22 protein-coding genes are annotated in these 23,409 nt (G+C 38.3%); 5 read left to right on the top strand and 17 right to left on the bottom strand.

Annotation, left to right across the window (positions count from 1 at the left end):
* The 3 genes from ACESK1_RS07600 to ACESK1_RS07590 form a co-directional block, all read right to left on the bottom strand.
* Positions 1 to 1,218 (bottom strand): deoxyribodipyrimidine photo-lyase (locus ACESK1_RS07600; protein ID WP_372919551.1); only part of this gene is annotated, 1,218 nt, incomplete at its 3' end.
* Entirely contained in the window at positions 1,219 to 1,914 is a 696-nt protein-coding gene (locus ACESK1_RS07595; protein WP_372919549.1) for an SDR family NAD(P)-dependent oxidoreductase, read from the bottom strand.
* Positions 1,915 to 1,952: 38 nt separating this feature from the next.
* Entirely contained in the window at positions 1,953 to 2,441 is a 489-nt protein-coding gene (locus tag ACESK1_RS07590; RefSeq protein WP_372919547.1) for a cell division inhibitor, read from the bottom strand.
* A gap of 136 nt (positions 2,442 to 2,577) precedes the next feature.
* Between ACESK1_RS07590 and ACESK1_RS07585 the strand changes: the two genes are divergently transcribed.
* Positions 2,578 to 3,423: a DUF2911 domain-containing protein gene (locus tag ACESK1_RS07585; protein WP_372919545.1), complete on the top strand. Its 846-nt coding sequence runs from the start codon at positions 2,578 to 2,580 to the stop codon at positions 3,421 to 3,423.
* A 43-nt stretch (positions 3,424 to 3,466) separates the two neighbouring features.
* Here the strand turns inward: ACESK1_RS07585 and ACESK1_RS07580 are convergent, their stop codons facing one another.
* Both ACESK1_RS07580 and ACESK1_RS07575 read right to left on the bottom strand, forming a co-directional pair.
* Positions 3,467 to 4,105, bottom strand: coding sequence for a hypothetical protein (locus tag ACESK1_RS07580; protein ID WP_372919543.1), 639 nt, complete (start codon positions 4,103 to 4,105; stop codon positions 3,467 to 3,469).
* A 6-nt stretch (positions 4,106 to 4,111) separates the two neighbouring features.
* On the bottom strand, positions 4,112 to 4,606 hold the full coding sequence (locus tag ACESK1_RS07575) for an RNA polymerase sigma factor (protein WP_372919541.1): 495 nt from the start codon (positions 4,604 to 4,606) through the stop codon (positions 4,112 to 4,114).
* Positions 4,607 to 4,738: 132 nt separating this feature from the next.
* On the opposite strand from ACESK1_RS07575, the gene ACESK1_RS07570 reads away from it, so the two are divergent.
* Positions 4,739 to 6,046 carry an NAD(P)/FAD-dependent oxidoreductase gene (locus tag ACESK1_RS07570; protein ID WP_372919539.1) on the top strand — a complete coding sequence of 436 codons (1,308 nt, stop codon included), beginning with the start codon at positions 4,739 to 4,741 and terminating at the stop codon, positions 6,044 to 6,046.
* A 46-nt stretch (positions 6,047 to 6,092) separates the two neighbouring features.
* On the opposite strand, the gene ACESK1_RS07565 is transcribed toward ACESK1_RS07570, so the two are convergent.
* The 4 genes from ACESK1_RS07565 to ACESK1_RS07550 all read right to left on the bottom strand — a co-directional run bounded on the left by ACESK1_RS07565 (position 6,093) and on the right by ACESK1_RS07550 (position 9,501).
* On the bottom strand, positions 6,093 to 6,533 hold the full coding sequence (locus tag ACESK1_RS07565) for a hemerythrin domain-containing protein (protein WP_372919537.1): 441 nt from the start codon (positions 6,531 to 6,533) through the stop codon (positions 6,093 to 6,095).
* A 68-nt stretch (positions 6,534 to 6,601) separates the two neighbouring features.
* Complete coding sequence (locus ACESK1_RS07560; protein ID WP_372919535.1) at positions 6,602 to 7,198, bottom strand: superoxide dismutase family protein; 597 nt, start codon at positions 7,196 to 7,198, stop codon at positions 6,602 to 6,604.
* A 125-nt stretch (positions 7,199 to 7,323) separates the two neighbouring features.
* Complete coding sequence (locus ACESK1_RS07555) at positions 7,324 to 8,535, bottom strand: alpha/beta fold hydrolase (RefSeq protein ID WP_372919533.1); 1,212 nt, start codon at positions 8,533 to 8,535, stop codon at positions 7,324 to 7,326.
* An 81-nt stretch (positions 8,536 to 8,616) separates the two neighbouring features.
* A complete protein-coding gene (locus ACESK1_RS07550; RefSeq protein WP_372919531.1) occupies positions 8,617 to 9,501 on the bottom strand; it encodes a diacylglycerol kinase family protein in 885 nt (294 codons plus the stop codon).
* Positions 9,502 to 9,568: 67 nt separating this feature from the next.
* Between ACESK1_RS07550 and ACESK1_RS07545 the strand changes: the two genes are divergently transcribed.
* Complete coding sequence (locus ACESK1_RS07545; RefSeq protein WP_372919529.1) at positions 9,569 to 10,534, top strand: App1 family protein; 966 nt, start codon at positions 9,569 to 9,571, stop codon at positions 10,532 to 10,534.
* Between the two features lie 35 nt (positions 10,535 to 10,569).
* On the top strand, positions 10,570 to 12,699 hold the full coding sequence (locus ACESK1_RS07540) for a Tex family protein (protein WP_372919527.1): 2,130 nt from the start codon (positions 10,570 to 10,572) through the stop codon (positions 12,697 to 12,699).
* 62 nt (positions 12,700 to 12,761) lie between these two features.
* Here ACESK1_RS07540 and ACESK1_RS07535 read toward each other — a convergent pair whose 3' ends face one another.
* The 7 genes from ACESK1_RS07535 to ACESK1_RS07505 all read right to left on the bottom strand — a co-directional run bounded on the left by ACESK1_RS07535 (position 12,762) and on the right by ACESK1_RS07505 (position 19,980).
* A complete protein-coding gene (locus ACESK1_RS07535) occupies positions 12,762 to 13,409 on the bottom strand; it encodes a photosystem reaction center subunit H (RefSeq protein WP_372919525.1) in 648 nt (215 codons plus the stop codon).
* A 143-nt stretch (positions 13,410 to 13,552) separates the two neighbouring features.
* Positions 13,553 to 14,113 (bottom strand): PRC-barrel domain-containing protein, encoded by a 561-nt coding sequence (locus ACESK1_RS07530; RefSeq protein WP_372919523.1) that lies wholly within the window; start codon positions 14,111 to 14,113, stop codon positions 13,553 to 13,555.
* 20 nt (positions 14,114 to 14,133) lie between these two features.
* Positions 14,134 to 14,772 carry a hypothetical protein gene (locus ACESK1_RS07525; RefSeq protein ID WP_372919521.1) on the bottom strand — a complete coding sequence of 213 codons (639 nt, stop codon included), beginning with the start codon at positions 14,770 to 14,772 and terminating at the stop codon, positions 14,134 to 14,136.
* 196 nt (positions 14,773 to 14,968) lie between these two features.
* Complete coding sequence (locus ACESK1_RS07520; RefSeq protein ID WP_372919519.1) at positions 14,969 to 15,832, bottom strand: dienelactone hydrolase family protein; 864 nt, start codon at positions 15,830 to 15,832, stop codon at positions 14,969 to 14,971.
* A gap of 36 nt (positions 15,833 to 15,868) precedes the next feature.
* Positions 15,869 to 17,182, bottom strand: a complete 1,314-nt coding sequence (locus ACESK1_RS07515; protein WP_372919553.1) for a M28 family metallopeptidase — start codon at positions 17,180 to 17,182, stop codon at positions 15,869 to 15,871.
* Positions 17,183 to 17,342: 160 nt separating this feature from the next.
* On the bottom strand, positions 17,343 to 17,630 hold the full coding sequence (locus ACESK1_RS07510) for a YtxH domain-containing protein (protein ID WP_372919517.1): 288 nt from the start codon (positions 17,628 to 17,630) through the stop codon (positions 17,343 to 17,345).
* 136 nt (positions 17,631 to 17,766) lie between these two features.
* Positions 17,767 to 19,980 (bottom strand): bifunctional alpha,alpha-trehalose-phosphate synthase (UDP-forming)/trehalose-phosphatase, encoded by a 2,214-nt coding sequence (locus ACESK1_RS07505; RefSeq protein WP_372919515.1) that lies wholly within the window; start codon positions 19,978 to 19,980, stop codon positions 17,767 to 17,769.
* 96 nt (positions 19,981 to 20,076) lie between these two features.
* Between ACESK1_RS07505 and ACESK1_RS07500 the strand changes: the two genes are divergently transcribed.
* A complete protein-coding gene (locus ACESK1_RS07500; RefSeq protein WP_372919513.1) occupies positions 20,077 to 21,876 on the top strand; it encodes a glycoside hydrolase family 15 protein in 1,800 nt (599 codons plus the stop codon).
* Between the two features lie 93 nt (positions 21,877 to 21,969).
* On the opposite strand, the gene ACESK1_RS07495 is transcribed toward ACESK1_RS07500, so the two are convergent.
* The coding region (locus tag ACESK1_RS07495; protein WP_372919511.1) for an acyl-CoA dehydrogenase family protein at positions 21,970 to 23,409 on the bottom strand (1,440 nt) is incomplete at its 5' end.

Raw genomic sequence — 23,409 nt, 5'->3', positions numbered from 1 at the left:
GAATTCCTTAACCCATTTTTTAATATACTCCTTATCCTTATCAAACTTTTCGATCTGAGTTGTAGGGTTGAATATCCTGAAATATGGAGCAGCATCTACGCCGCTGCCGGCTACCCATTGCCAGTTGCCAAGATTGGAAGCCAGTTCGTAATCCAAAAGTTTTTCGGCAAAATAGGCTTCCCCCCACCGCCAATCAATAAGTAAATGCTTGCAAAGAAAACTGCCCACCAGCATCCTAACGCGGTTATGCATAAACCCGGTTTGATTTAGTTGCCGCATTCCTGCATCAACTAGCGGAAATCCGGTTTTTCCGGTTTTCCATAGCTCAAATTCTTCAGCGTTGTTTCTCCACTTTATCCGGTCATATTTTTTCTTGAAGGATTCGGTAACCGTATCTGGGAAATGATATAAAACCTGCATGAAAAATTCCCGCCAGATCAGTTCTTCAAGGAAAGTTTTATTGTCTTCGGAATCGGCCTTTTTCACCATTTTTCGAATGCTTACCGTTCCAAATCGTAAGTGTGGCCCTAGACGGGAAGTACCATCTCTTCCCGGAATATTCCTCGTGTTTTCATATTTCTGAATTAAGGTTGGAGCCACATTGTAATCCGGTACTTTGATTTCTGATGTTTTAAAACCAATATCGCTTAAACTCAAATTCGGTAATCGGGAGTTTGGAATTAGATTTTTTAAATGTTGACTAGTATAATGGATTTTAAGGTTAAGATCTTTAAACTGTGCTTTCCAAAGCTTCATATAGGGAGTGTAAACTACATATGGGTTTCCATCTTTTTTAACCACTTCATTTTTTTCAAATATCACCTGATCTTTAAAAGTGTGGAACTTTATATTTTCGTCTGAAAGCATTTTAGCTACTTCTCCGTCACGTTCACGGGCATAGGATTCATAATCATGATTTGTAAAAACTTCAGCGATTTTATAATCTTTTATTAGCTTTTCGAAGATCTCCTTTGGTTTCCCGTGGTACATAGCAATAGAACTATCATGTTCTTTCTGGAGCTGTTTCCGCATTCTCTGAAGTTCCGAGTAAATAAAACTCAACCTTGGATCATCTTCCGGCAGTTTATCAAGGATTTCGGTGTCAAAAATAAAAATAGGAAGTACGGGTTTCCCCGATTTTAATGCCTCAAGAAAACCAACATTATCATCGAGACGTAGGTCCCGTCTGAACCAAAATACAGATAGTTTTTCACTCATCTAGGCAATATTTAAAGCAGAAAGTCCACCATCAACACCAATTACCTGTCCTGTGATCCAACCACTTTTCTCATTTAACAAAAATGTAGCAGCGTTAGCCATATCTTTGGTGTTACCAATTCTTTTAAGTGGATGTCTTTCGCTCATTTTTTCTTTTTTGGAATCGTTAGAAAGCAACTTCTCTGCAAGTGGAGTATCGGTTAAGGAGGGAGCGATTACATTTACGCGAATTCCCGGAGCATATTCGGCAGCCAGGGACCGGGCAAAGCCTTCTATGGCTCCTTTCGCTGCGGCAACACTCGAATGAAAAGGCATTCCTACTTTTACCGCCACACTGCTGAAAAATACTAAACTCGCAGTTTTCGCATTTTTCAATTTTGGCAATAAACCGTGGACTACTTTCACCAGCCCTATAAAATTGAGATTCAGATCTTCTTCGAAATCTTTTGGCTTGAGCATTTTAAAAGGCTTTAGGTTGATGGTCCCGGGACAATAAACCAACCCATGAATTTCATTTGGCAGGTCAAGATCTTCAATATTGTCTTTAGTCACATCAAATTCCAGATGTTTAATTCTTTCTTTTAGTGCTCCTTTAGTTCTCGACGCGACTATCACGTCATTGTCTTCAGAAAGTTGGTTGGAGATTTCCAGGCCAATTCCGGTGGAGCCGCCAATAAGTAAAATATTTCTTTTCATAATTTAAATTTTTAATTGTTAAGCGAAAGACGACCTTTTTAAACCCGACTGACTTTTTCCTCTTTTTCGTATTCGCCAAAAAGTTCTATTAGTTTAGCCCTTCTATATTCAAAAATCTCTTTCAACTTAGGCGATACTAGAAATGGATGCACCATAGTACCCAAAATTCCGAATGGCAATTTATAGTCTACAATATCTTCCATTTCCACACCTCCGGGAATTTCTTTCAAAAAATGCTTGTGATGCCAAAGAGCGTAAGGTCCAAAGCGTTGTTCATCTACAAAATACTCCCTGTCTTTTACGTGAGTGATTTCTGTAATCCATTTAGTTTTAATGCCTGCTATTGGCGTAACTATATATTGAATTATCTGGCCGGGATACATAGGCCGGTCTGCACCTGTAATTATATCGAAGCTCATATAATCTGGCGTAATGGTTTTTAAGTTACCGGGATTAGAAAAGAAATCCCATGCTTCTTCCAGGCTAATGGGAAGTTTTTGAACCGATTTTAAAGTGTAGATTTTCATTATCTATAATTTGGAGTAAAATTAAAACTAGTTTTGTTTAATTTAAAATATTTATAGTTAAACAAAATGTAAATCTATTACAGAAATTTAATGCTTTTCTACCTATATTTGATTAAACTAAAAAACTTATTAAAAAATGAAAAAATTACTTCTATTCTTATTTACCGCTGGAATTATGAGTGTTTCCCAGGCCCAGATTCAAGCTCCACAACCTAGCCCGTTTACTAAAATTGAACAAAAAGTAGGGCTTACTGATGTCACTTTAGAATATTCGCGCCCCGGGATGAGAGATCGTGAAGTTTTTGGCAATCTGGTACCTTACGGAGAAGTATGGCGAACAGGAGCCAACGAGAATACCAAAATTACTTTTAGTGATGATATTACAATTGACGGTAAAGAATTAAAAAAAGGCACCTATGCTATTTATACTATTCCCGGAGAAAAAGAGTGGGAAGTTATTTTTTACAAGGATGCCCAAAACTGGGGTAATCCAGCCGAATGGGATGAAGAAAAAATAGCTTTAAAAGCCACAGCTAATACAATGGAGCTTCCTTTTGAAATGGAAACATTTACCATTTTAATAGACGATCTTCAGAATAATTCTGCCTCTCTCAATTTTATATGGGATACTACAGTGGCGAGTTTAACTTTCAATGTGCCTACAGAGGCTAAGGCTATGGCTAGTATTGAAAAGGTAATGAATGGACCGGGAGCAGCTGATTATTTTGCTGCTGCCAGTTACTATCATGACGAAAAGAAAGATCTCGATAAGGCCTATGAATGGATTAAGAAATCTGTAGAAATGGGGAATGATGCCTATTGGGTTTTAAGAAGAAAATCCCTTATTGAAGCTGATATGGGTAAAATAGATGAGGCCATTGCCACAGCCAAGAAATCCCTGGCTGCTGCCGAAAAGGATGGAAACCAGGATTATATTAAGATGAATAAAGACTCCCTTAAGGAATGGGGTGCCGAGCAATAGAAAATAAATATTTTTATAAGAAAAGCGCCGATCGGCGCTTTTCTTATTCTTCTAAATTCTTTAAATCCTTATAATTTTTATTAAGTCGCTTTAAAAGAATACCATAAATAAGTCGGTAGAAAAGCCATAATAAACCTAAGAAAATAGCAAGCGAAAAAATTATAGCCGCGGTGAGAACAAGCCATTGGGTAATGCTGAAACTATACTTTGCAGGGTCTGTTACTTCGGTAGTAGCGGCGTGGTGAAAAATTGTGAAATATGCATACACTAAAGATGTTAGTGCTGTAGAGATTATTATAAAGCCCACGTAATACTTCACCGTTTTACGGGTGGTTAAAATGTTCTTCATTAAGGTAGCTGCATCATCGGTACTGGATATCTTTTTGTAATTCCGGTAGAACCTATAAATGAAATAAAAGGTAATGGCGTAGCTTAAAATATAAACTCCAACAGTAAATTCTTTTAAGTGAATGATCTCCATTCTCTTCCAAAATTCCCCATCTGAGAGTAAGATATTGAGTACTCCCCAGAACAAAAGTTCCAAAATACTGATAATAAAAATCCATCTTACAATAGAAGAAGATTTCTTCCAAAGCATTTTATAGATTTCATTATAGGAAAGCTTAGGCAGCGTTGCTTCCTGTTGTTTCCAGTCTTTTTTTAATATATCAAGTTCATCCATATTCCGTTACGGATTTATTATGCTTTTTAATTTCGTCTTTACTCTATTCATCTTCACTCTGGCATTAACTTCAGTTATCCCTAAAGTCTCAGAAATTTCCCTGTAATTCTTTTCCTCCAGATAGAGAAAAACCAAGGCTTTTTCAATATCATTAAGTTCCTTAATTGCAGCGTACATCAGTTTCAGTTGTTCTTCAACTTCCCCGTCATACTCTTCAGTCTTTAATTTAAAATGTACCGTATCGAAATCCTGGGTTTTAATCCCCCTCTTTTTCTTTCGGTATAAGGTGATTGCTGTGTTTAGCGCTACCCTGTACATCCAGGTGCTGAATTTTGCCTCTCCACGGAACTTTGGGTAAGCTTTCCAAAGCTGAATGGTGATCTCCTGAAATAAATCATTATGCGAATCCTGATCGTTAGTATAAATACGACAGATCTTGTGCGCAATATTCTGATGTCTTTCTAAATTGGTTATAAATTGATGTTCTAATTCTTTATCCACAGGAGTCAGTTAGCGCTTATAAGTAGCCCGGAAGGGTACAATGTTACAAAAAACTATAAAGTATCGTTAAGTAAAGGCTTATTTTTCAATATAAGATTCAGAAAAAGTAAATTTGATTAAAAGCGAGCTTCTATGAATATACCCAGAACCGATTTACCCCGCGTGGTCATAATTGGAGGTGGATTTGCCGGAATGTCACTTACAAGAAATCTTCTTAAGAAAGATGTACAGTTAGTCATCCTGGATAAACACAATTATCATACTTTCCAGCCTTTATTATACCAGGTTTCTACTTCGGGTCTGGAGCCGGATTCAATCGCATATCCTCTTAGAAAAATAACCAGGCGCAATAGAAATGCACTCTTCCGTCTTGCTGAAGTAAATGCTATCAATGCTGAGGAAAATATTATTTCTACCAGCATTGGTGATCTCACTTACGACTACCTGGTGATAGCTACAGGCTCTAAAACTAATTTCTTCGGAAACAAGAGTATTGAGGAGCATGGAATGTGGATGAAAACCGTCCCACAGGCTTTGAATATCCGAAGTTTAATTCTGGAAAACCTTGAACAGGCTGTTATCACAGACGATCCAGAAAAAAGAAAAGCACTGCTCAATTTTGTACTGGTAGGGGCCGGACCAACCGGTGTTGAGCTCAGCGGTGCTATCGCCGAATTGCGAAACCATATTGTTCCTAAAGATTATCCCGATATTGATCCTAATGAGATGAATATTCATCTTTTGGAAGGCCTGGACAGGGTTTTGCCCCCAATGAGTGAAAATGCCTCTAAAAAGGCTCACAGGTTTTTAGAGGAACTCGGAGTGCATATTCATTTGAATACCATGGTGGAAAGCTATGACGGTCAACTTGTTACTACTAACACGGATCTTAAAATAAAGTCAGAAACCTTTATCTGGTCGGCTGGGGTTACGGGAGCTCCTGTAAAAGGCTTAAATGCTTCAGCGATGGTAGAGAAAGCTAATAGATATGAAGTAAATGCCTTTAATCAGGTTAATGGTTATGAAAACATTTTTGCCATTGGAGATATAGCATTAATGCAAACAAAGGAATATCCCAAAGGTCACCCTATGGTTGCGCAACCCGCTATTCAGCAGGGAAAACATCTGGCTAAAAATTTAATAAAATTGATTAAAGGAAATCAGCTGAAAGCTTTTGAATACAGGGACAAAGGTACCATGGCCACAGTAGGTCGTAATCGGGCGGTTGTAGACTTGGGTAAAATGAAATTTTCAGGGTTTTCTGCATGGTTTGTCTGGATGTTCGTACATCTCTGGTTTCTTATTGGATTTAGAAACAGGCTTGTCACTTTCTTTAATTGGGTATATAATTATATCAATTATGATAAGGCTGCCAGGCTAATTATCAGGCCATATAAAGGTTATGAAGGGAAAATGAAAATAGATAAAGAAGAAATTTAAAAAAACCGGTCTGTAGAGGATCGGTTTTTTTTTAGTCAAAAGGAGATCAACTATTTCTCATCTTTCTTATTTCCTTATTGTAATCTTCTGCCAAGGAGGTTTTTTGATTATTGGTAAGTACTTTTCCGGCCATTTGAAATACTTCCTGCTCCTCTTCATCCAGGTGATGAATCACAATGTGTTCCAAATCTTTGGCTAATTTAAGCCAGTTGGAAGCTTCCATTTCGGTTTCTTCTAATTTCTCTATGAGTTCATCCATTTCATGATGTTCAGCAACGCTGTGACGGGCCTTCTCCTGGGTAAGATCCTTTTTCATTAACGGCACGTAAAAATGCCTTTCTTCGGCATCTGCGTGTATCTTCAATTCATGTTTCAATTGTTCGAAGATCTTTTTTCTTTCTTCAGTATCACCGTGGGTTTTTACGAGTTTGTCTACTAATTCACGTTGAATTTCATGTTCCTGACGCAATGCCTCAAAAATATTCATAATTCATTTGTTTATAGGGTGAAAAAAAGCGGCAAAAGCCGCTTTATAAAAGTTTTATTGAATTCAGGTTATTCTTCAATAACTCCACATCCCACACGTGTACCGGCATTACCCGCAGGTTGAGAGGTAAAATCATCAACTCCGTCATGAACGATAATGGATTTTCCTAGAATGTCTTTTTCTTCATCTCCACAACCAATACACCACTCGTCGGTTGTCATGGTTATAGTCCCGTTTCCATTAGCATCGGTGGTGAAATTTCCAATATCGCCTTTGTGATATCCTTCATCATCACCCCATTTACCGTGTCTTTCGTCCGTTGGATTCCAGTGACCTCCGGCTGAAGAGCCATCTTCCATGGAGCAGTCTCCGAATTCATGAATATGGATGGCGTGTTCTCCTTCCTGAAGTCCAGTGATAAGTGCAGTCATTGTAACCTCGCCGTCTTCTTCGGTGAAAACAACTTCTCCGGCCAGGTTACTGTCGTTATTCGGGCTCATTGTAACGGTTACTTTTTTGACTTCCGATTCATTTTCCATGTCATCCATTGTAGAATTCATTTCAGAATCGGTTGTAGTTGATTTGTCTTCTTCTTTTTTATCGTTTTTACATCCGATAAAGGCTATTGAAGCAAAAATCACTAATGATAAACTAATACGTTTCATAATCTATTGATTGGTTTTTAGATTTAACATAACTAAATTACCTCTATTCATAAAGTTCTCCAAAGATTTAAGGAGAGCTTAACACTGATGCAACAAGCCATTTCCGGGATTAATTATTTTCCTGACTAATTTTTTAAACTGGTGGGAATATGATTTTGAGTAGTTAAACTTTTATGCACAGGACATTTATCTGCAATTTCCATAAGTCGCTTTTTTTGTTTTTCATCGAGTTCCCCTTTTATGACAATTTCTCTTTTAAAGGTATCTATTTTAGCGTCTTTGTCTTCACAGCTTTCACAGTCACTGGCATGCTCCCGGGAATAGCTTACGTGGGTTTCCACATTTTCCAGAAGCCATTTCTTTCGTCTTGCGTACATGTGAAGAGTCATTGAAGTGCAGGCTGCGAGCCCTGCCGATACTAGTTGGTAAGGGGTAGGACCAAAGTCTTTACCACCTACTTTTATGGGTTCATCGGAAATAAAATGATGTTTTCCGGCTTTCATTTGAGTGGTATAACCCGAACTGCCCAAATTCGCCACTACATCACTTTCTGATTCCAAAGGGACTTCCTCCTCAATTGGCAGGTATCTTTTGGCCCAGGTAGCTATCATTTCTCCGGCATATACTGCATCATCTTCGGCTTCCATCAAATGACTCGCTCCATCAATGGAAATAAAACTTTTGGGATGCTTTGCAGCCACATAGAGTTCTTCAGCATTTTTAATTCCCACTATCGGATCCTGTGGGGAATGCAGAATAAGTAGGGCCCTTTTTAGATCGTTTAAATAGGTACTTAGATCGTGTTGCCGAATATCATCCAGAAATTGCTTTTTCACATCAAAAGAACGGCCACCAATATTAACACTGGCAATTCCGCTTTTTTCAATTTCATCAATATTACTCCGCAGCAGACCTTCTACGTGTTTTATTGTCGAGGGGGCGGCAACAGTGGCAACCGCTTTAACAGAAGCTATTTGTTTTGCAGCATACAACACGGCCGCGCCACCAAGAGAATGTCCAACTAGCAGACCGGGAGCCTGATGTTCTTCTTTTAAGAATTCAGCTGCAGCCACCAGGTCCTGAATGTTCCCTGAAAAATTGGTGTCTGAAAAATCCCCTTCGCTTTCTCCAAGTCCGGTAAAATCGAACCTTAAAACTCCATAACCTGCAGAAGCCAGGGAACGGCTTATATTTTTAGCTGCGAAGAAATTCTTATTACAGGTAAAACAATGTGCAAATAACACAAAATTATGTGGGTCCTGATTTAGAGGCAGCTCGAGGTACCCCATTAATTCTTCGCCATTCTTATTTTTAAATTTTACTTTTTTCGTTTTCATAGGTCGGATTTTACTTTAAATTTATGAATTTGGATTTAACTGAAAACAAAAATTGTGACCAGCACGGCATAAGACGAGTTTCTAAATACGTGGCGTAGCTATCTTTAACCTTCTCGAAATAATCTTTACATCAATTTCTTCCAGTTCTCCAATATACTCTCCATCAATCTGGAAAGCTACGGGAGTGGTACATTTAACTTTAGCCCAGGTAGCGGGAATGATCTCCGCAAATTTAGGATCCAGATCATCCTCATTCCTTAGTGTTTTAATAATTTCAAGAATATCAAATTCTTTAAAAACAATAATTTCAAAAACCCCATCATCTGGATTTCCATGCGGGTTGATATTTGCGCCGGTCCCATATTTTTGGAAGTTGGCGAAGGCAAGTAATATTCCCTTTTTTGTGATGATTTCCTTTTCCGTAGTTATTTGAAATTCAAAAGGATACTTGCTTTGGATAAGGGTAGGTATGGACTGTAAGAGGTAGCCAAATTTCCCGCGGATTTTAGAGGTTTGATAATTTTTTATTAATTCAGCATTAATCCCGAAATCACTCATGTGCAGGCAATACTCGCCGTTTATATCCAGGATATCCACCTGACTGAAATTCTCCCCCAAAGCAACGTCAATTTGCCGTTCCAGAGGTAATATTGTGAGATTAAGATTAAAAGCAAGGCCATTGGCAGAACCTGCAGGAATAATTCCCAATGGAAGATCAAATTCAGTTAAAACTTCGGCTACCATTTTAATTGTGCCATCGCCGCCTGCAACTATCACCCGGGTAGGTGAGGCCTTTTTTATCAGGGCTTTCATTTTCGCTGCATCTTCATTTCCGGAGGTCTGATATAATTCAATACCATAGCCTTTAATTGCGATGTTTTTTTTAACTTCAAGTATAAGTTGATCTTTATTAAGGTTTCCTGCAATGGGGTTAACTATAAATAGGAGCTGTTTATTTTCTTCCATATCATTAATTAAAGAATTTAAAATTAACTAATTTGGTTGGAACCAAATTTTATAAAAATCTAAAATTTTGAAACTTGATCTTAAACTCTACAGGGGCTATGTTAATGAACAGGAGCTCGTGGTTTTCGGGCATTTATTTAAATCGCTGGCACCGGATAGGTACAGATTGGATCGCCGTGGAATTAAACATGCGGTTTCCGTTTTTCATATGTTCAGAATTAAGCCGCTTAAGAACATAGCAATCAGGCTGAAGTTTAAAAATAAAGAGGTAGTTACAAAAACTCTGGACGACGGCTACTTCAGATTTAACCTCCCATTTAATGAGAAAATTGAAAGTGGCTGGCACCGCTATGAAGTAAGCGCCGAATTCAGTGGTTATGGGATTGTTGAAGTCGGGGAAATTCTGAAACCCTATGAGAGTAAACTGGCAATAATTACCGATATTGATGATACCTTTCTTATTTCTCATTCCAATAGCTTTTTTAAAAAGCTATACGTCCTGTTGCTTAGAAATATTAATAAACGAAAGATGTTTGATGATGTGGTAGAGCATTACCAATATTTAAGTTCGGCAGGACAAGAAAATGGAGGAACTTCAAATTCCTTTTTTTATGTATCCAGCAGCGAATGGAATCTCTATGGATTCATCAATGAATTTGCCGTGATGCATCAACTGCCAAAGGCAGTTATTAAACTAAAGAAAATAAAAACCGGAATCTCCGATTTTCTTTTTACCGGTCGTGGTTCCCACGATCATAAATTTGAAAAGGTTAAGGATATTATTTCCTTTTATCCTAATTTAAAATACGTTCTACTGGGTGATGACTCCCAGAAAGACCCTTATATTTATGAAAGGATCTGCAAGATCTTTCCTGAAAACATAAGGGCAGTTTACATTAGACAAACCACCAAAGGGAAAAAGCAAAAGGTAGTAGAGATTCTTAAAAACATGGAGAGTCTTCATGTAGCCACATGTTATTTTAGGGATAGTGAACGGGCCATAAACCATTCTAAATCTCTTGGCATTAATTAATCTTTATATTTGCGCTCATTTAAAATCTTCCATTTTTGCAAATACTAGAATTTTTAAGCTCGGAGTTAAGTCTGCCTGAGAGAAGTATTAATAATACCATTTCTTTACTACAAGAGGATGCAAGTATTCCTTTTATAGCCCGCTACAGAAAAGAAGCTACAGGAAATCTTGATGAGGTAGCTATTGAGCGGATTGCAAACCTCCTTAAAAACTTTAAAGATCTACAGGCTAAAAAAGAAAGTGTTCTTAATATCATAAAAGAGCAAGGTGCTTTAACTAAGGAGTTAGAAACCAGAATAAAAAATTCACGCGACCTTTCTGAAGTTGAAGATCTCTATCTCCCGTTTAAAAAGAAAAGGCAAACCAAGGCAGATGTGGCGCGAAAAGCCGGTTTGGAACCATTGGCTAAAATGCTGATGGCACAAAACCTGAATGACCTCTCCGGGAATGTCCAAAGATTTATAACTGAGGATTACCCAAATGAAGAGGAAGTTTTATCTGGTGCCAGAGATATTATTGCTGAATGGATCAATGAAAATATTTTTCTTCGGAACAGACTACGTCACATGTATTCCCGGCAAGCTAGAATTACAGCAAAACCGGTAAAAAAGGAAATCGAAAAATTAGAGAATAGTAAATATTCAGCTTTCAGAGATTTAGATGAAAGCCTTAACCGAATTCCGTCTCACAGGTTTTTAGCCGTTTACCGTGCCGCGAAGGAGGGACTTTTAAAGCTGAAAGTAGAAGTAAATAAAGTACAGGCACTTCAATTGATTCGGAAGATAATTATAAAAGAAAAAGCCTCAGCATTCTCTATTCAGCAAATAGATCTCGCTTTAGAAGATGCTTTTAAAAGGCTTCTTAAACCTTCATTTTCTACTGAATTTCTCAAACTTGCGAAAGAAAAAGCTGATAAGGCTGCGATTGAGGTTTTTGCTTCCAATTTGGAACAATTGCTCATGGCTGCGCCTTTGGGAGCAAAACGGGTTTTAGCTATAGACCCCGGCTTTAAATCTGGGTGTAAAGTGGTTTGCCTGGATGAACAGGGTAGTTTGCTTCACAACGAGAATATTTATCCGCACCCACCCCAAAAACAGATCGATCAGGCTACGGCTAAAGTAAGATCACTGGTAAACGCGTATAAAGTTGAAGCAATAGCTATTGGAAATGGCACTGCTGCAAGGGAAACTGAATTTTTTATTAAAAAAGCCGGTTTGAGTAGGGAGATAAGTGTTTTTATGGTGAATGAGGCCGGAGCATCGGTTTATTCAGCTTCAAAATGTGCAAGGGAAGAATTTCCTGGTTACGATATTACTGTAAGGGGAGCGGTTTCAATTGGTAGGCGGCTTATGGATCCTCTGGCAGAACTTGTTAAAATAGATCCACGATCAATTGGAGTTGGACAATATCAACATGAAGTTGATGAGAAGATGCTGAAGGAAAAACTGGATGCAGTAGTGATTAGCTGCGTGAATAAGGTGGGAGTAAATGTAAATACTGCCAGTAAGGAGCTGCTGTCCTACGTATCAGGGATTGGAACTTCCCTTGCTCAGAATATTTTTGATCACAGAGATAAAAACGGAGCATTTAAAAACCGAAAGGATCTGCTAAAGGTTAGTAGGTTAGGGGAGAAGGCCTATCAGCAGGCTGCGGGATTTATAAGAATTAAAAATGGAGAAAATCCTTTGGATGATTCGGCCGTACATCCGGAAAGCTATTTTATTGTTGAGAAGATTGCTTCGGATCACAATCTCAATCCGAAGGAACTTATTGGAAAAAGTGAGATTATTCAAAAGATCAATCCAGACAAATACATTTCCGAAGATATTGGTATTCATACTTTAAATGATATTCTTTCAGAACTGGAGAAACCGGGAAGAGATCCCAGGGAAGGAATCAGGAAATTTGAATTTGATGCTTCAGTTAAAAGTATAGAGGATCTTAGGCCAGGAATGAAACTCCCGGGAATCGTGAACAATATAACCAATTTTGGATGCTTTGTAGATATTGGAATAAAAGAAAGCGGTCTTATTCATATTTCCAAATTGGCCAATGAATTTGTAAGCGACGTAAATACCGTAGTAAAATTAAATCAGACTCTGGAAGTTACTGTTCTGGATGTTGACAAGGAAAAAAAGAGGATTCAGCTTTCCCTTATAGATTAGAACAGCCTGAAAAGATTTAAAAGCATATCCTTCCAGGCTATTTTCTTTAAAGAAAAAGAATATTAGTCTCTTTTGCGGAAGTTAGCGCCATCAAACTCTTCCCTGTCATAAAAAGCCTCGTCTCCGGTTTGATTTCTTTTGCTCAGTTCCCGATCATAATTTTCGTCTTCTACAATATGATCGTCATCCCAGCGGTTTGCTACAGAATTATCGGCGTAATCCTCTTCTTTTCTGCGTTTTTGATGTGATTCATCAAGAGGTTCTGTCTTACGCGTATAAGAACTTAAAACAGCTTCTTCATAATCGCGGTTTAAATGGGCGCCTTTTTCAATCCTTTTGGTTTCGGCAAAGGTTTTATGAGTTATGCGATTAGTGAAAACATATTTTTCATCTTCATCGAGATCCACTAAACCAATAGGGATAATCAAATGATTTTCACCCTCTTCGTTTACAAATTCTTTTATTTCAGGATCGGCAGGTGTGCCAAATGGATCGTGCCTGGCGTCTATAATTGTTTGATCTACGTCTATATCAAGATAGACAACGCGATCAATATTTCTATTTACAAGCAGGTTATCCACCTTTCCAACTACGCGTTTGTCGCTATCTCTTACTTCCCAACCACGAATATCGGGATAACCCCCGGCCACTTTGTAATCTTTTAATTCGTTGAGGTAATATAAATGCTTCTCTTTAGGTTTTTTACTCATAATCTTTTGTTATTCAGGTTAATGAAACCGATTTATTTGCTTCGGAAATTGTTCTTTAACTTTCTGAAGAATCCAAATCTTTACTGGTTACCACTTCCCCTATTTTTATCATGACTAGTGGAACTGGAATTTGCATCGGAATTTCAGATATCTGTTCTCCGATGGTCACCTTCTTTAGTGCCAGAGTTTTTGGGTGCTTCCCTTCCCATGTCTTCATCTCGATTCGGCTTATTGGAAGGAGTAATACCTCTTTCATAAGACTCTAAGACAATTGTTTCATATTCTTTGTTTACGTTAGAACCTTTCTTAATTCTTTTAGTCTCGGCAAAAGTTCTGTGATTGACCTTGTCTGTATAGACAAACTTGTCATCCTCATTTAATTTCACGAGATCTACAGGGATTATAATATGGTCTTCACCATCCTTATTCATAAATTCATGAACGCCTTCGCTTGCAGAGGACCTGTAAGGTTCATGATTTGCTTCAATTATGCTTTTATCAACTTCTATATCCAGATAAACAACGCGCTCTGTATTTTTATTCACTAGAAGATTGTCCACTTTTCCAATAACACGATTGTCAACATCCTTTACTTCCCAGCCGCGAACATCTGGATCCTCACTTTTTACTTTATAATCTGAAAGTTCATTTAGATAGAACAAATGTTTATCTCTATTTCTGTTATTATTATCATTACTTGCCATAATCTTTTTTTATTTTTTAATTAGCTCATTTTCATTTTCTCTATTACATCACCGGCTTCTTTATAAAAAGAATTTACTGCATCTTTTTGATCAAGCGTAGGAGTTGATGGATCAATATTTTGTAATGCTGTTCTTACTTCCTGAACATCCTGTGATAAATCTGGAAATTTTTCTTCCTGCATTTTCTCCATCAGGTCAACTATCTTGGCACCTACCTCGTTAATTGTATTGGCGTGAGTAAGCGCTTGTGGATCCTCTTTTATATCTCTTACATCATCTTTTAACTCCTGAATTTCAACCTCAGTATTGATATTTGCTTCTTCTGATCTGTTTTCAAGAGCATTGATGAGATAGATTAAAGCCTCACTACTATATTCATGGTCTATTCCCATTCTTTCGCGGTCACCAATATGGGTGAGGTATTTAGAGACACTTTCATCTCCGGAAAGGTTATCATCTTCCCAGCTTGCAGTTTCAGTATCTTCATAATCCTCAGTTTCCATCGGTGTTGTCACCTGCTCGGTATCTTCCTCTTCTGTAAAATCATCGTCATCGTCACCATCTGCGAGGACAAAATATAATATTACTGCCAGGATTAATAATCCAACGACAACCCAAGGCCAAATGGGTTTCTTCTTTTCAATTTCAATTTCTGCCATAATTTTAATTTGGTTTGGTTATACAATTTAAAGTTAAATAATATTGGTGCTATCCTTTATTAAGGTTCCCCCAAACTATTGTTAATTAGGTCTAAAGCAAAAAGGCATCCCAATGGAATGCCCTTTAAAAAGTATTTTAAGGAATTATCTATATGATTCTAAGGAAGAAGTAAGTTCAAGTTTGTAGGATTAATTATTATTTCAAAAGATCTTTAAGTCTTTTCCAGGCTTTATCGTGAGCTTCTTTATTTGCTTCTTTAGCATCGGTTTGGTGACCGGTGCGCATAAATGCATGACCCGCACCTTCGTAGATTTCATATTCGTAAGTTTTTCCGGCTTCTTCCATCATTTTTTCGCTGGCTTCAATAGTTGAATTTACACGATTATCATCACCTCCATAATAACCGTACACCGGGGCAGAAATGTTGGCTATGGCCTCAGAATCTTCAGGACCGGTTCCATAAAAAACGTGGGCTGAAGAGATTTCCTCATTATTAGTAGCATATTTGAAAGTTTGAGAACCACCCCAGCAGAAACCTACCACGGCAACTTCGCCGGTAGAAGCCGAATCCTCTTTAATGTAATTAAAAGCTGCATCCAGATCGGCAGTCACCTGTTCGGGATCTAATGCATAAATAGCATCTCTGGCCGCATCAGGATTTTCAAAATCGGTGGTGCGACGTTTTCCTTCCTGGGTATTTGAAATCAAATCTGGTGCGATTACTAGATAACCGGCTTCAGCCAGTTTATCAACAAATAATCTTGCCCAGTCATTTAAACCACGATTTTCGTGAATTACAATTACCGATTTTGTGGGCTCATCGGTTTCGGGATAAGCTACAAAGGCTTGAAACTCCCTTTCGTCATGTGACAAAGTCACCCATTCGTGATGTCTTGGAGAATCTGAAAGTTCTTCGGCTTCAGTTTTTTGAGTTATTATAGTATCAGTTTTAACTTGAGCTTCTTCGTTATTCTCGTCTTTTTTATCGGCTTTATTTCCGCAGGAAAAAAGACAGAAAGAAAAGAAAAACAAGACTAACACGTGATTTAAATGTTTCATAATTATAAAATTTAAATTGAAAGAATATTCAATTTCCTATCTGAAAATCCCCGAAGGAAATACCACTACACTTTCGTGACCATCTTTTCCTACGGCTGCAACACCAAAAAAGAAGTTATCTATTACAATTCCATCCAAAGTAAATTCATTTACGTCACCTACAAATCGGGAATGTTGCCATTGTGGAGCAGTAGTGTCTCTCCAGTAAATTTTATAACCGGCAATATCACCTTCAACTTTTTCCCATCTTAGTTTTGCAGAAGGCTCAACAATTCCGCCAATTTCTACATTTTTAGGAGCAGGAGGGGCCCACGCAAGAGAAGCCATATTTATAGCATTTACTGCGGTTAATTTTTTTGCATAATCGAAATTTACGCCCTCAACCACATCACCATAATCAATACCGTCTTCGGTTCTTATATCCTGATGTTGGCGATTATAGTTTTCGTGGGCTTCCATGATTCTAATTCCCGGAAAGCCTAAATCATTAAAAGGTCTGTGATGACCGCCGCGACCAAAGCGGTCTAAACGATAGATCATCATAGGGTTCATTTCCGGCATATAGGTTTGTGTTGTTTTGTGCACATAACGGGCGAGTTGCCTGGAGATTCCATCAACCTCACCACCGTAAAATCTACGCATATTTCTTTCTCTGTCGGTTTCAGTAGGGGGCACCGGTTCAGAGAATATTCTAAAGCTGCGATTATCAATAACTCCATCTACACCTTCAATATTCCCAATCATATCGTTATTTAAAACTCCTATAATTTCCCAGTCATTATCTTTTGCATATCGAGCAAGTCCCTGCCCGCCGAAGAGGCCTTGTTCTTCGCCCGAAAGTCCAACGTAAACAATACTACTCTCAAAATCATAGTTAGAAAGTACTCTTGCAGCTTCAATTGCTCCGGCCATTCCACTGGCGTTGTCGTTGGCACCCGGGGCATCACCTTCAAAGTCGCTTCCGTTGGAATTACGAGAGTCTATATCGCCGCTCATAATAACATAACGGTCGGGGTATTTGGTGCCTTTCTGAATAGCAACAACATTCACTACCCAAGCATCATGAGGAACACGGTCACTATCTTCGGTGGTTACGAAATCCTTCTGATAAAAAACTTCCAGGCAATTATTGCATTCAGCAGAAATATCCTCAAATTCAGATTTTATCCAGCGTCTTGCTGCGCCTATTCCCCGGGTATCTGAAATAGTATCGCTGAAGGTGTTCCGGGTTCCGAAATTGGCCAGGGTTTTAATATCGCTTTCAATGTGTTCAGCCGATACATCTTCAATGATTTCGTAAATACGTTCATCGGTTTGCTGAGCGCTAAGATTCTGAATTGTAAAAAACATGGCTAAGAGGCCAGTTAAACTAAGGGTGGTTTTGGAGGTCATTTAAAAATATGTTTAGAATCCTAAATTAGTGAAACTTTAGGCTATTTCACAAGTTTAGATTTAAAACAAAAAAAGCCCCGGAATACCGGAGCTTAATTTATTCTTTTCTAAAAACAGTTTAGCTGGCCTTCATCTCGTGAATTTCAGCTTTTGCCTGATTAACTTTTTGTTCACTCTTCGAGCTTGAAAGCCCTGCTTTTGTTTTGGATTTTAAAGCTTCTACCTTGTGGCTAAGAGAATCGGAAAATTCATTAAAGTTTTTTCTGGCTCCTTCAAGATAATCATCACCTGTTTTGGTTATTGCTTTACGGGTATCAGCTCCTTTTTTTGGAGCAAACAATAATCCTATAGCCGCTCCAGCAGCTGCACCTGATAACAATCCTAATAACATTTTTCCTGATTTCATGAGTCTAAGTTTTATTTTTTGGTTTATAATTTTTCGTAAGATAAAAGTACTTCAAATTAGGGATTGAACCATATTGGAGGAGTTAAGCTTGATATAAACTTTATCCAAAAATGTCAAGGATTTTAACACTTACAGGCTAGGTGTGCTCTGCAAATAATTTGAGCATCTCTCTTACTTTTCTGGTGTCTTCCACATAGTACTGAGCACTGGTTTTTTTGATGCCGACTTTTACGGTATAAGCATCATCAGGCAGTTCTCTAAAAAGGTATTCATCGGTCCAGTCGTCACCAATTGCAAAGATGAAATCATAATCAACACCAACGAGTTTTTTAGTTGCAGCTTTACCTTTGTTTACATCACTGCTTTTAATCTCCAGAACCTTGTTTCCTTCCAGAACGCTAAGTCCGTGATTGGAGATAAGTTCTTTCAGTACACTTGAAAGTTCATTTGCTCTCATTTCGCCCAGCTCGGGGTCGGCTTTTCGGTAATGCCAGGCCAGGGAATAATTTTTATCTTCAATAAAGGTTCCCGGAGTGCGATCTACAAAATTTTCGATTACCGGTCTTACGGCTTCCATCCAGTCATTTTTCACATTTTCTGAAAGCTCCCATTCGCTATTTTGTTTTCTCATCCAAACCCCGTGTTCAGAAATCAGGTCTACACTGATGTGCTGCCACCAATTACCAAGAGTGTGTTTGTCCCTTCCGCTTATTAGTACCACATCGGTTTTATTTCCTTTATTAAGTTGAGAAATAATTTCGAGTAATTCATCGTCAGGTTTTGCTTTTTCGGGTTTGTCGGTAAAGTTCACCAGGGTACCATCATAATCAAGAAATAGAATACGTCGCTTTGCCTTTTTATAAGCATCGAGAATTTCTGATGTAACCTTGCTCGATACTTTTACGGATTGATAGGAACCCCTGTTCTCCCTGGTATTGTCCAATGCTTTCATAAAATCATTGGCCCATTTTTCCACGCTATATCGTTTCAATCTCTTCTGAAGCATTATATTGCGTTGTATTTGTTCCTCTTTCGGCATTTTCAGGGCTTGTTTTAAAGCTTCAGTGATTTGTTCAAAATTATTGGGATTGATCAAAAGAGCCTCATTCATTTCATGAGCGGCTCCGGCCATTTCACTTAAAATAAGCACTCCGGTATGGTCTGTTCGGGTTGCCACAAATTCTTTGGCTACAAGATTCATCCCATCCCGAATGGGTGTTAATAAGGCCACATCACAGGAAGTATAAAGATCTATAAGATTTTCAAACGGCATAGATCGATAGAAATACCATATAGGGGTCCAGTTTACAGTGGAAAATTTTCCGTTTATTCTTCCCACCAGTTCGTCAATTTCCCGTTTTAAACGTTGGTATTGAGGAACATTGGAGCGGGAGGGTACGGCTAGCATCACAAGACGTACTTTCTCTATATACTCTGGATTTCTATCCAGAAAATATTCAAAAGCTCTAATCCTATTGGCAATTCCTTTGGTATAATCTAATCTGTCTATACTCAGAATAAGTTTCGCTTCGGGAGTGGTTTTAAGGTGATGATCCAGCCTGCTTTGAAGATCTGATTTTTCTTCTGATGTATTTTTAAAATGATCCCGGGCTGCCTGTTCAAATTTATCGTAATCTATTCCCATAGGGAATGAGTCTACCTTTACGATCCTTTCAGGAAGGGTTACCTCATTAAAATCTACCTGAAGTCTTAAAATCCTACTAACCGAACTCAAAAAATGTCGTTCATAATCATAGGTGTGAAAGCCAATAAGGTCTGCGCCAAGCATTCCTTCTAATACTTCTTCTCTCCAGGGGAGTGTTCTAAAAACCTCGTAGGATGGAAATGGGATATGATTAAAAAACCCTATAGTAGCCTCGGGCTCTATTTCGCGAATCATATTGGGAACCAATAAAAGCTGGTAATCATGAACCCATATCTGATCTCCTTCCTTGTAATGTTTTAAAACCTCATTGGCATATTTTTGATTTACCTGTTTATAGATCTCCCAGAAACTATGTTCAGCTTCGGAATATTCCATGAAATAATGGAAAAGTGGCCAAATTGTCCTGTTACTAAATCCATAATAAAAACCTTCAATTTCTTCAGCAGTGAGATTAACTGAAATACAGGCTTCTTCCTTAGCTTTTTCTTTAACATCTCTAGCAAGTTCTTCTGGGATTTCCTCTTCGGTAAGTCCGGTCCAACCTATCCAGATACTGTCTCCGTCACGGTGGAAAGATTTCAGGCCAGTGGCCAGTCCTCCTACGCTGGGGGTAACTTCAAGATGCTTGTCTTCTATACTAATTTGTAGAGGTAATCGGTTAGATATGATGATGGTTTTACTCATAATTATATGTGAATGCTGTTGTTGCGAAGTTGTTTTTTATTAAATTTCCGAAAATCAAAGCACACAACCATCCTTTTAAAAGAACTTTAAGACTATATGGATAATTTAGATTACGGCATTATTGGAAATTGTAAAAGTGCGACTCTGGTTTCAAAAAACGGTGCTATCGAATGGTCTTGTCTACCTAATTTTGATTCAGCCGGGGTATTTGCCAAACTATTAGATGAAAAGAAAGGAGGAAGTTTTGAAATTCTTGTTTCTGAAGATTATAAAATAGAGCAGGAATATCTTTGGGAAACCAATATTCTAAGTACCGTTTTTGATAATGGTACTGACGCCTTTCAGCTCATAGATTTTATGCCACGGTACCCAAGGGAAGACGGCTCCTATTACGCCCCACCTGATATTATCAGGTTCTTTCGGGTATTGAAGGGAAAACCTGAACTCAGGATTAAATACGATCCTAAACTGGATTTTGCCCGTGAAAAAACTTATACCGAAAATAAAGGGAGCTATCTAAAAAGTTATACCAAGGAAGGAAAGTATGATTCATTATTTTTCTATTCCAGTTTTGAGCTTAAAGATATTGAAGATCAAAATACCCTTACGTTAACTCAGAATGCTTATTGCCTGGTAGGTTATCATGAAAAACTTATCCCGCAAAATCTGGACCGGGCTTACCTTAAATTTCAGCGCACCAAAACGTATTGGATGAACTGGAGCTCTAAAAGTACAAGGTACACGCATTATTCTGAAGAAATTATGCGTAGCGCATTGGTGTTAAAGGCATTGACCTATAAAAAATCAGGTGCCGTTCTGGCTGCAGCTACAACTTCACTGCCTGAAACAATAGGGGAGGAACGAAACTGGGATTACCGTTTTTGCTGGATTCGGGATTCTTCTATGGTGATTAAAGTTATGGCAGGGTTAGGACATATGGAGTCGGCTCAGGAATTTCTTCAGTTCATTATTGATATCATACCTAATAAGGATGAAAAGATCCAGATTATGTACGGTATAAACGGCGAGAAAGAACTTACGGAACATATACTTGACCATTTGGATGGATATAAGGGGTCTAAACCGGTTCGTACGGGAAATGCAGCTTATATTCAGAAACAAAATGATATCTACGGAATTCTGATGGAGGTAATCTATCAGCAATTTCTTCAGTTTGAAACTTCCCTGGAGAATTCCGAAGAACTCTGGACTATAGTTCGCGGAATAGTACAAATTGTTGAAGAACACTGGCAACAACCGGATAAAGGAATTTGGGAGCTGCGTACTGAGGATCGGCACTTTGTATTTTCAAAACTGCTTTGTTGGGTTGCTGTAGACAGGGCGATAAAAATAGGCGAAGTTCTGCGGATGGGAATTAACGATACCCGATGGAAAAGCCTTAGGGCAGAAATTTACACCGATATCTATAATAATGGCTGGAATGAAGAGGTTCAGGCCTACACCCAGTCGTATGGATCCAAAGATCTGGATGCTTCTACCTTATTGATGGAATCCTATGGTTTTATTGAAGCAAAAGATCCCCGTTTTATTAAAACAGTTGAAGCGACCGAAAGGGAGCTTTGTAAAGACGGTTTGATGTACCGATACAAGAATAGAGATGATTTTGGGGAACCATCTTCCTCTTTTACAATTTGTACTTTCTGGCTAATAGACAGTTTGTTTAAAATTGGCCAGAGGGAAAAGTCGAAAAAACTATTTGATCAATTGCTTAGTTACAGTAATCACCTGGGGCTTTTTAGTGAGGATATAGATTTTAAGACAAAAAGATTGCTAGGTAATTTTCCTCAAGCCTATTCTCATCTGGCCCTTATTGAAACTGCGGCAAATTTCAGCAAAGGAATAAGTGCAGAAGAAACCTGGATGAGCGATTTTTAATAGTTCAGAAACGTTTTCAAATTAGACTATAAAAAAAGCCATTCTAATAAAATTCAATTAGAATGGCTTTTAAAATTCAAATAATGAACAATCTTAGAAAACGTATTTGTTTTCTGAAGTAAGTTTCTCAGCGATCAAATTCCTGAGCTCTACAATATTTGGCATGTTCTCATACTTCGTAAAACGTTTAAGACCCATTAACATCATGCGCTGTTCATCTCCTTCGGCGAAAGAAGCGATTCCTTCTTTGGCTTTCTGGGCAACAGTATCCACTGCATGGTACAGGTAAAGTTTAGCCATTGCGATCTGTTCTTTTTGTTGATCTTCTCCAAATCGCTTAGCATTCTTCTCAGCTCTAAGAATCCCTGATTCTGCCATATAAGTTTCGATAAGAATATCAGAGGCAGCCATAAGCAATTGCTGGTGTTGTTCTAAGTCTGGCCCAAATTTTTGAACTGCGCTTCCGGCTACCATCAAGAAAACTTTTTTAAGTTTTTTGATCATATCTTTTTCCTCAGCGAATAATTCATTGAAATCTGGTTTATCCATAGAAGGAATTCCGGTAAGTTCATCCCCAACCGCTTGCGCAGGTCCTAAAAGATCTACGTGACCTTTCATCGCTTTTTTAATTAGCATTCCAACAGCGAGCATTCGGTTGATCTCATTGGTTCCTTCATAGATCCTGGCAATCCTGGCATCTCTCCAGGCCGATTCCATTGGGGTATCAGCCGAAAAGCCCATTCCACCAAGAACCTGGATACCTTCATCGCTGCAATTCTGTACATCCTCAGAACAGGCCACCTTTAGAATTGAGCATTCTATGGCATATTCTTCAAAAGTTTTAAGTTCAGCATCTGCATGAGATTCGCCATTTTCTATACGCAGATTAATTCTGTCTTCAATATTTTTTGCGGCACGATAACTGGCAGCTTCACCAACCCATGTTGAAGTAGCCATTTCAGCCAGTTTTGATTTTATAGCACCAAATTGAGAAATAGGGGTTTTAAACTGAACCCTGTCGTTGGCATATTTAATTGCAACATCGGTTACTCTACGCTGGGCTTCCAAAGAAGCTGCGGCAAGCTTAATTCTTCCTACATTCAAGGCATTCATTGCGATTTTAAAACCGTTACCTCTTTCTGACAGCATATTTTCTACCGGCACAAGTGTGTCGTTAAAGAAAACCTGTCGGGTAGAGGAGGCGTGAATTCCCAATTTCTTTTCTTCCTCACCAAAAGTGATTCCGTTAGGGTTATCTTTATCGTATTCAACAATAAATCCGGTGATGTATTTATCGTCTTCTATGCGAGCAAATACAATAAAAAGACTGGCAAATCCCGCATTCGAGATCCACATTTTTTGGCCGTTTATTTTATAGTGTTTTCCGTCTTCGGTAAGCTCGGCTTTTGTTTTACCCGAATTGGCATCACTTCCTGCTCCCGGCTCGGTAAGACAATAAGCGCCAAACCATTCTCCTGTAGATAATTTCGGAACATATTTCTTCCGTTGCTCTTCAGTTCCGTAAAGTAAAAT

Origin of the sequence: Salegentibacter sp., from assembly GCF_041642575.1 — a bacterium.
Taxonomy (GTDB): Bacteria; Bacteroidota; Bacteroidia; order Flavobacteriales; family Flavobacteriaceae; genus Salegentibacter.
This window is presented reverse-complemented; position numbering and strand designations above follow the sequence as displayed.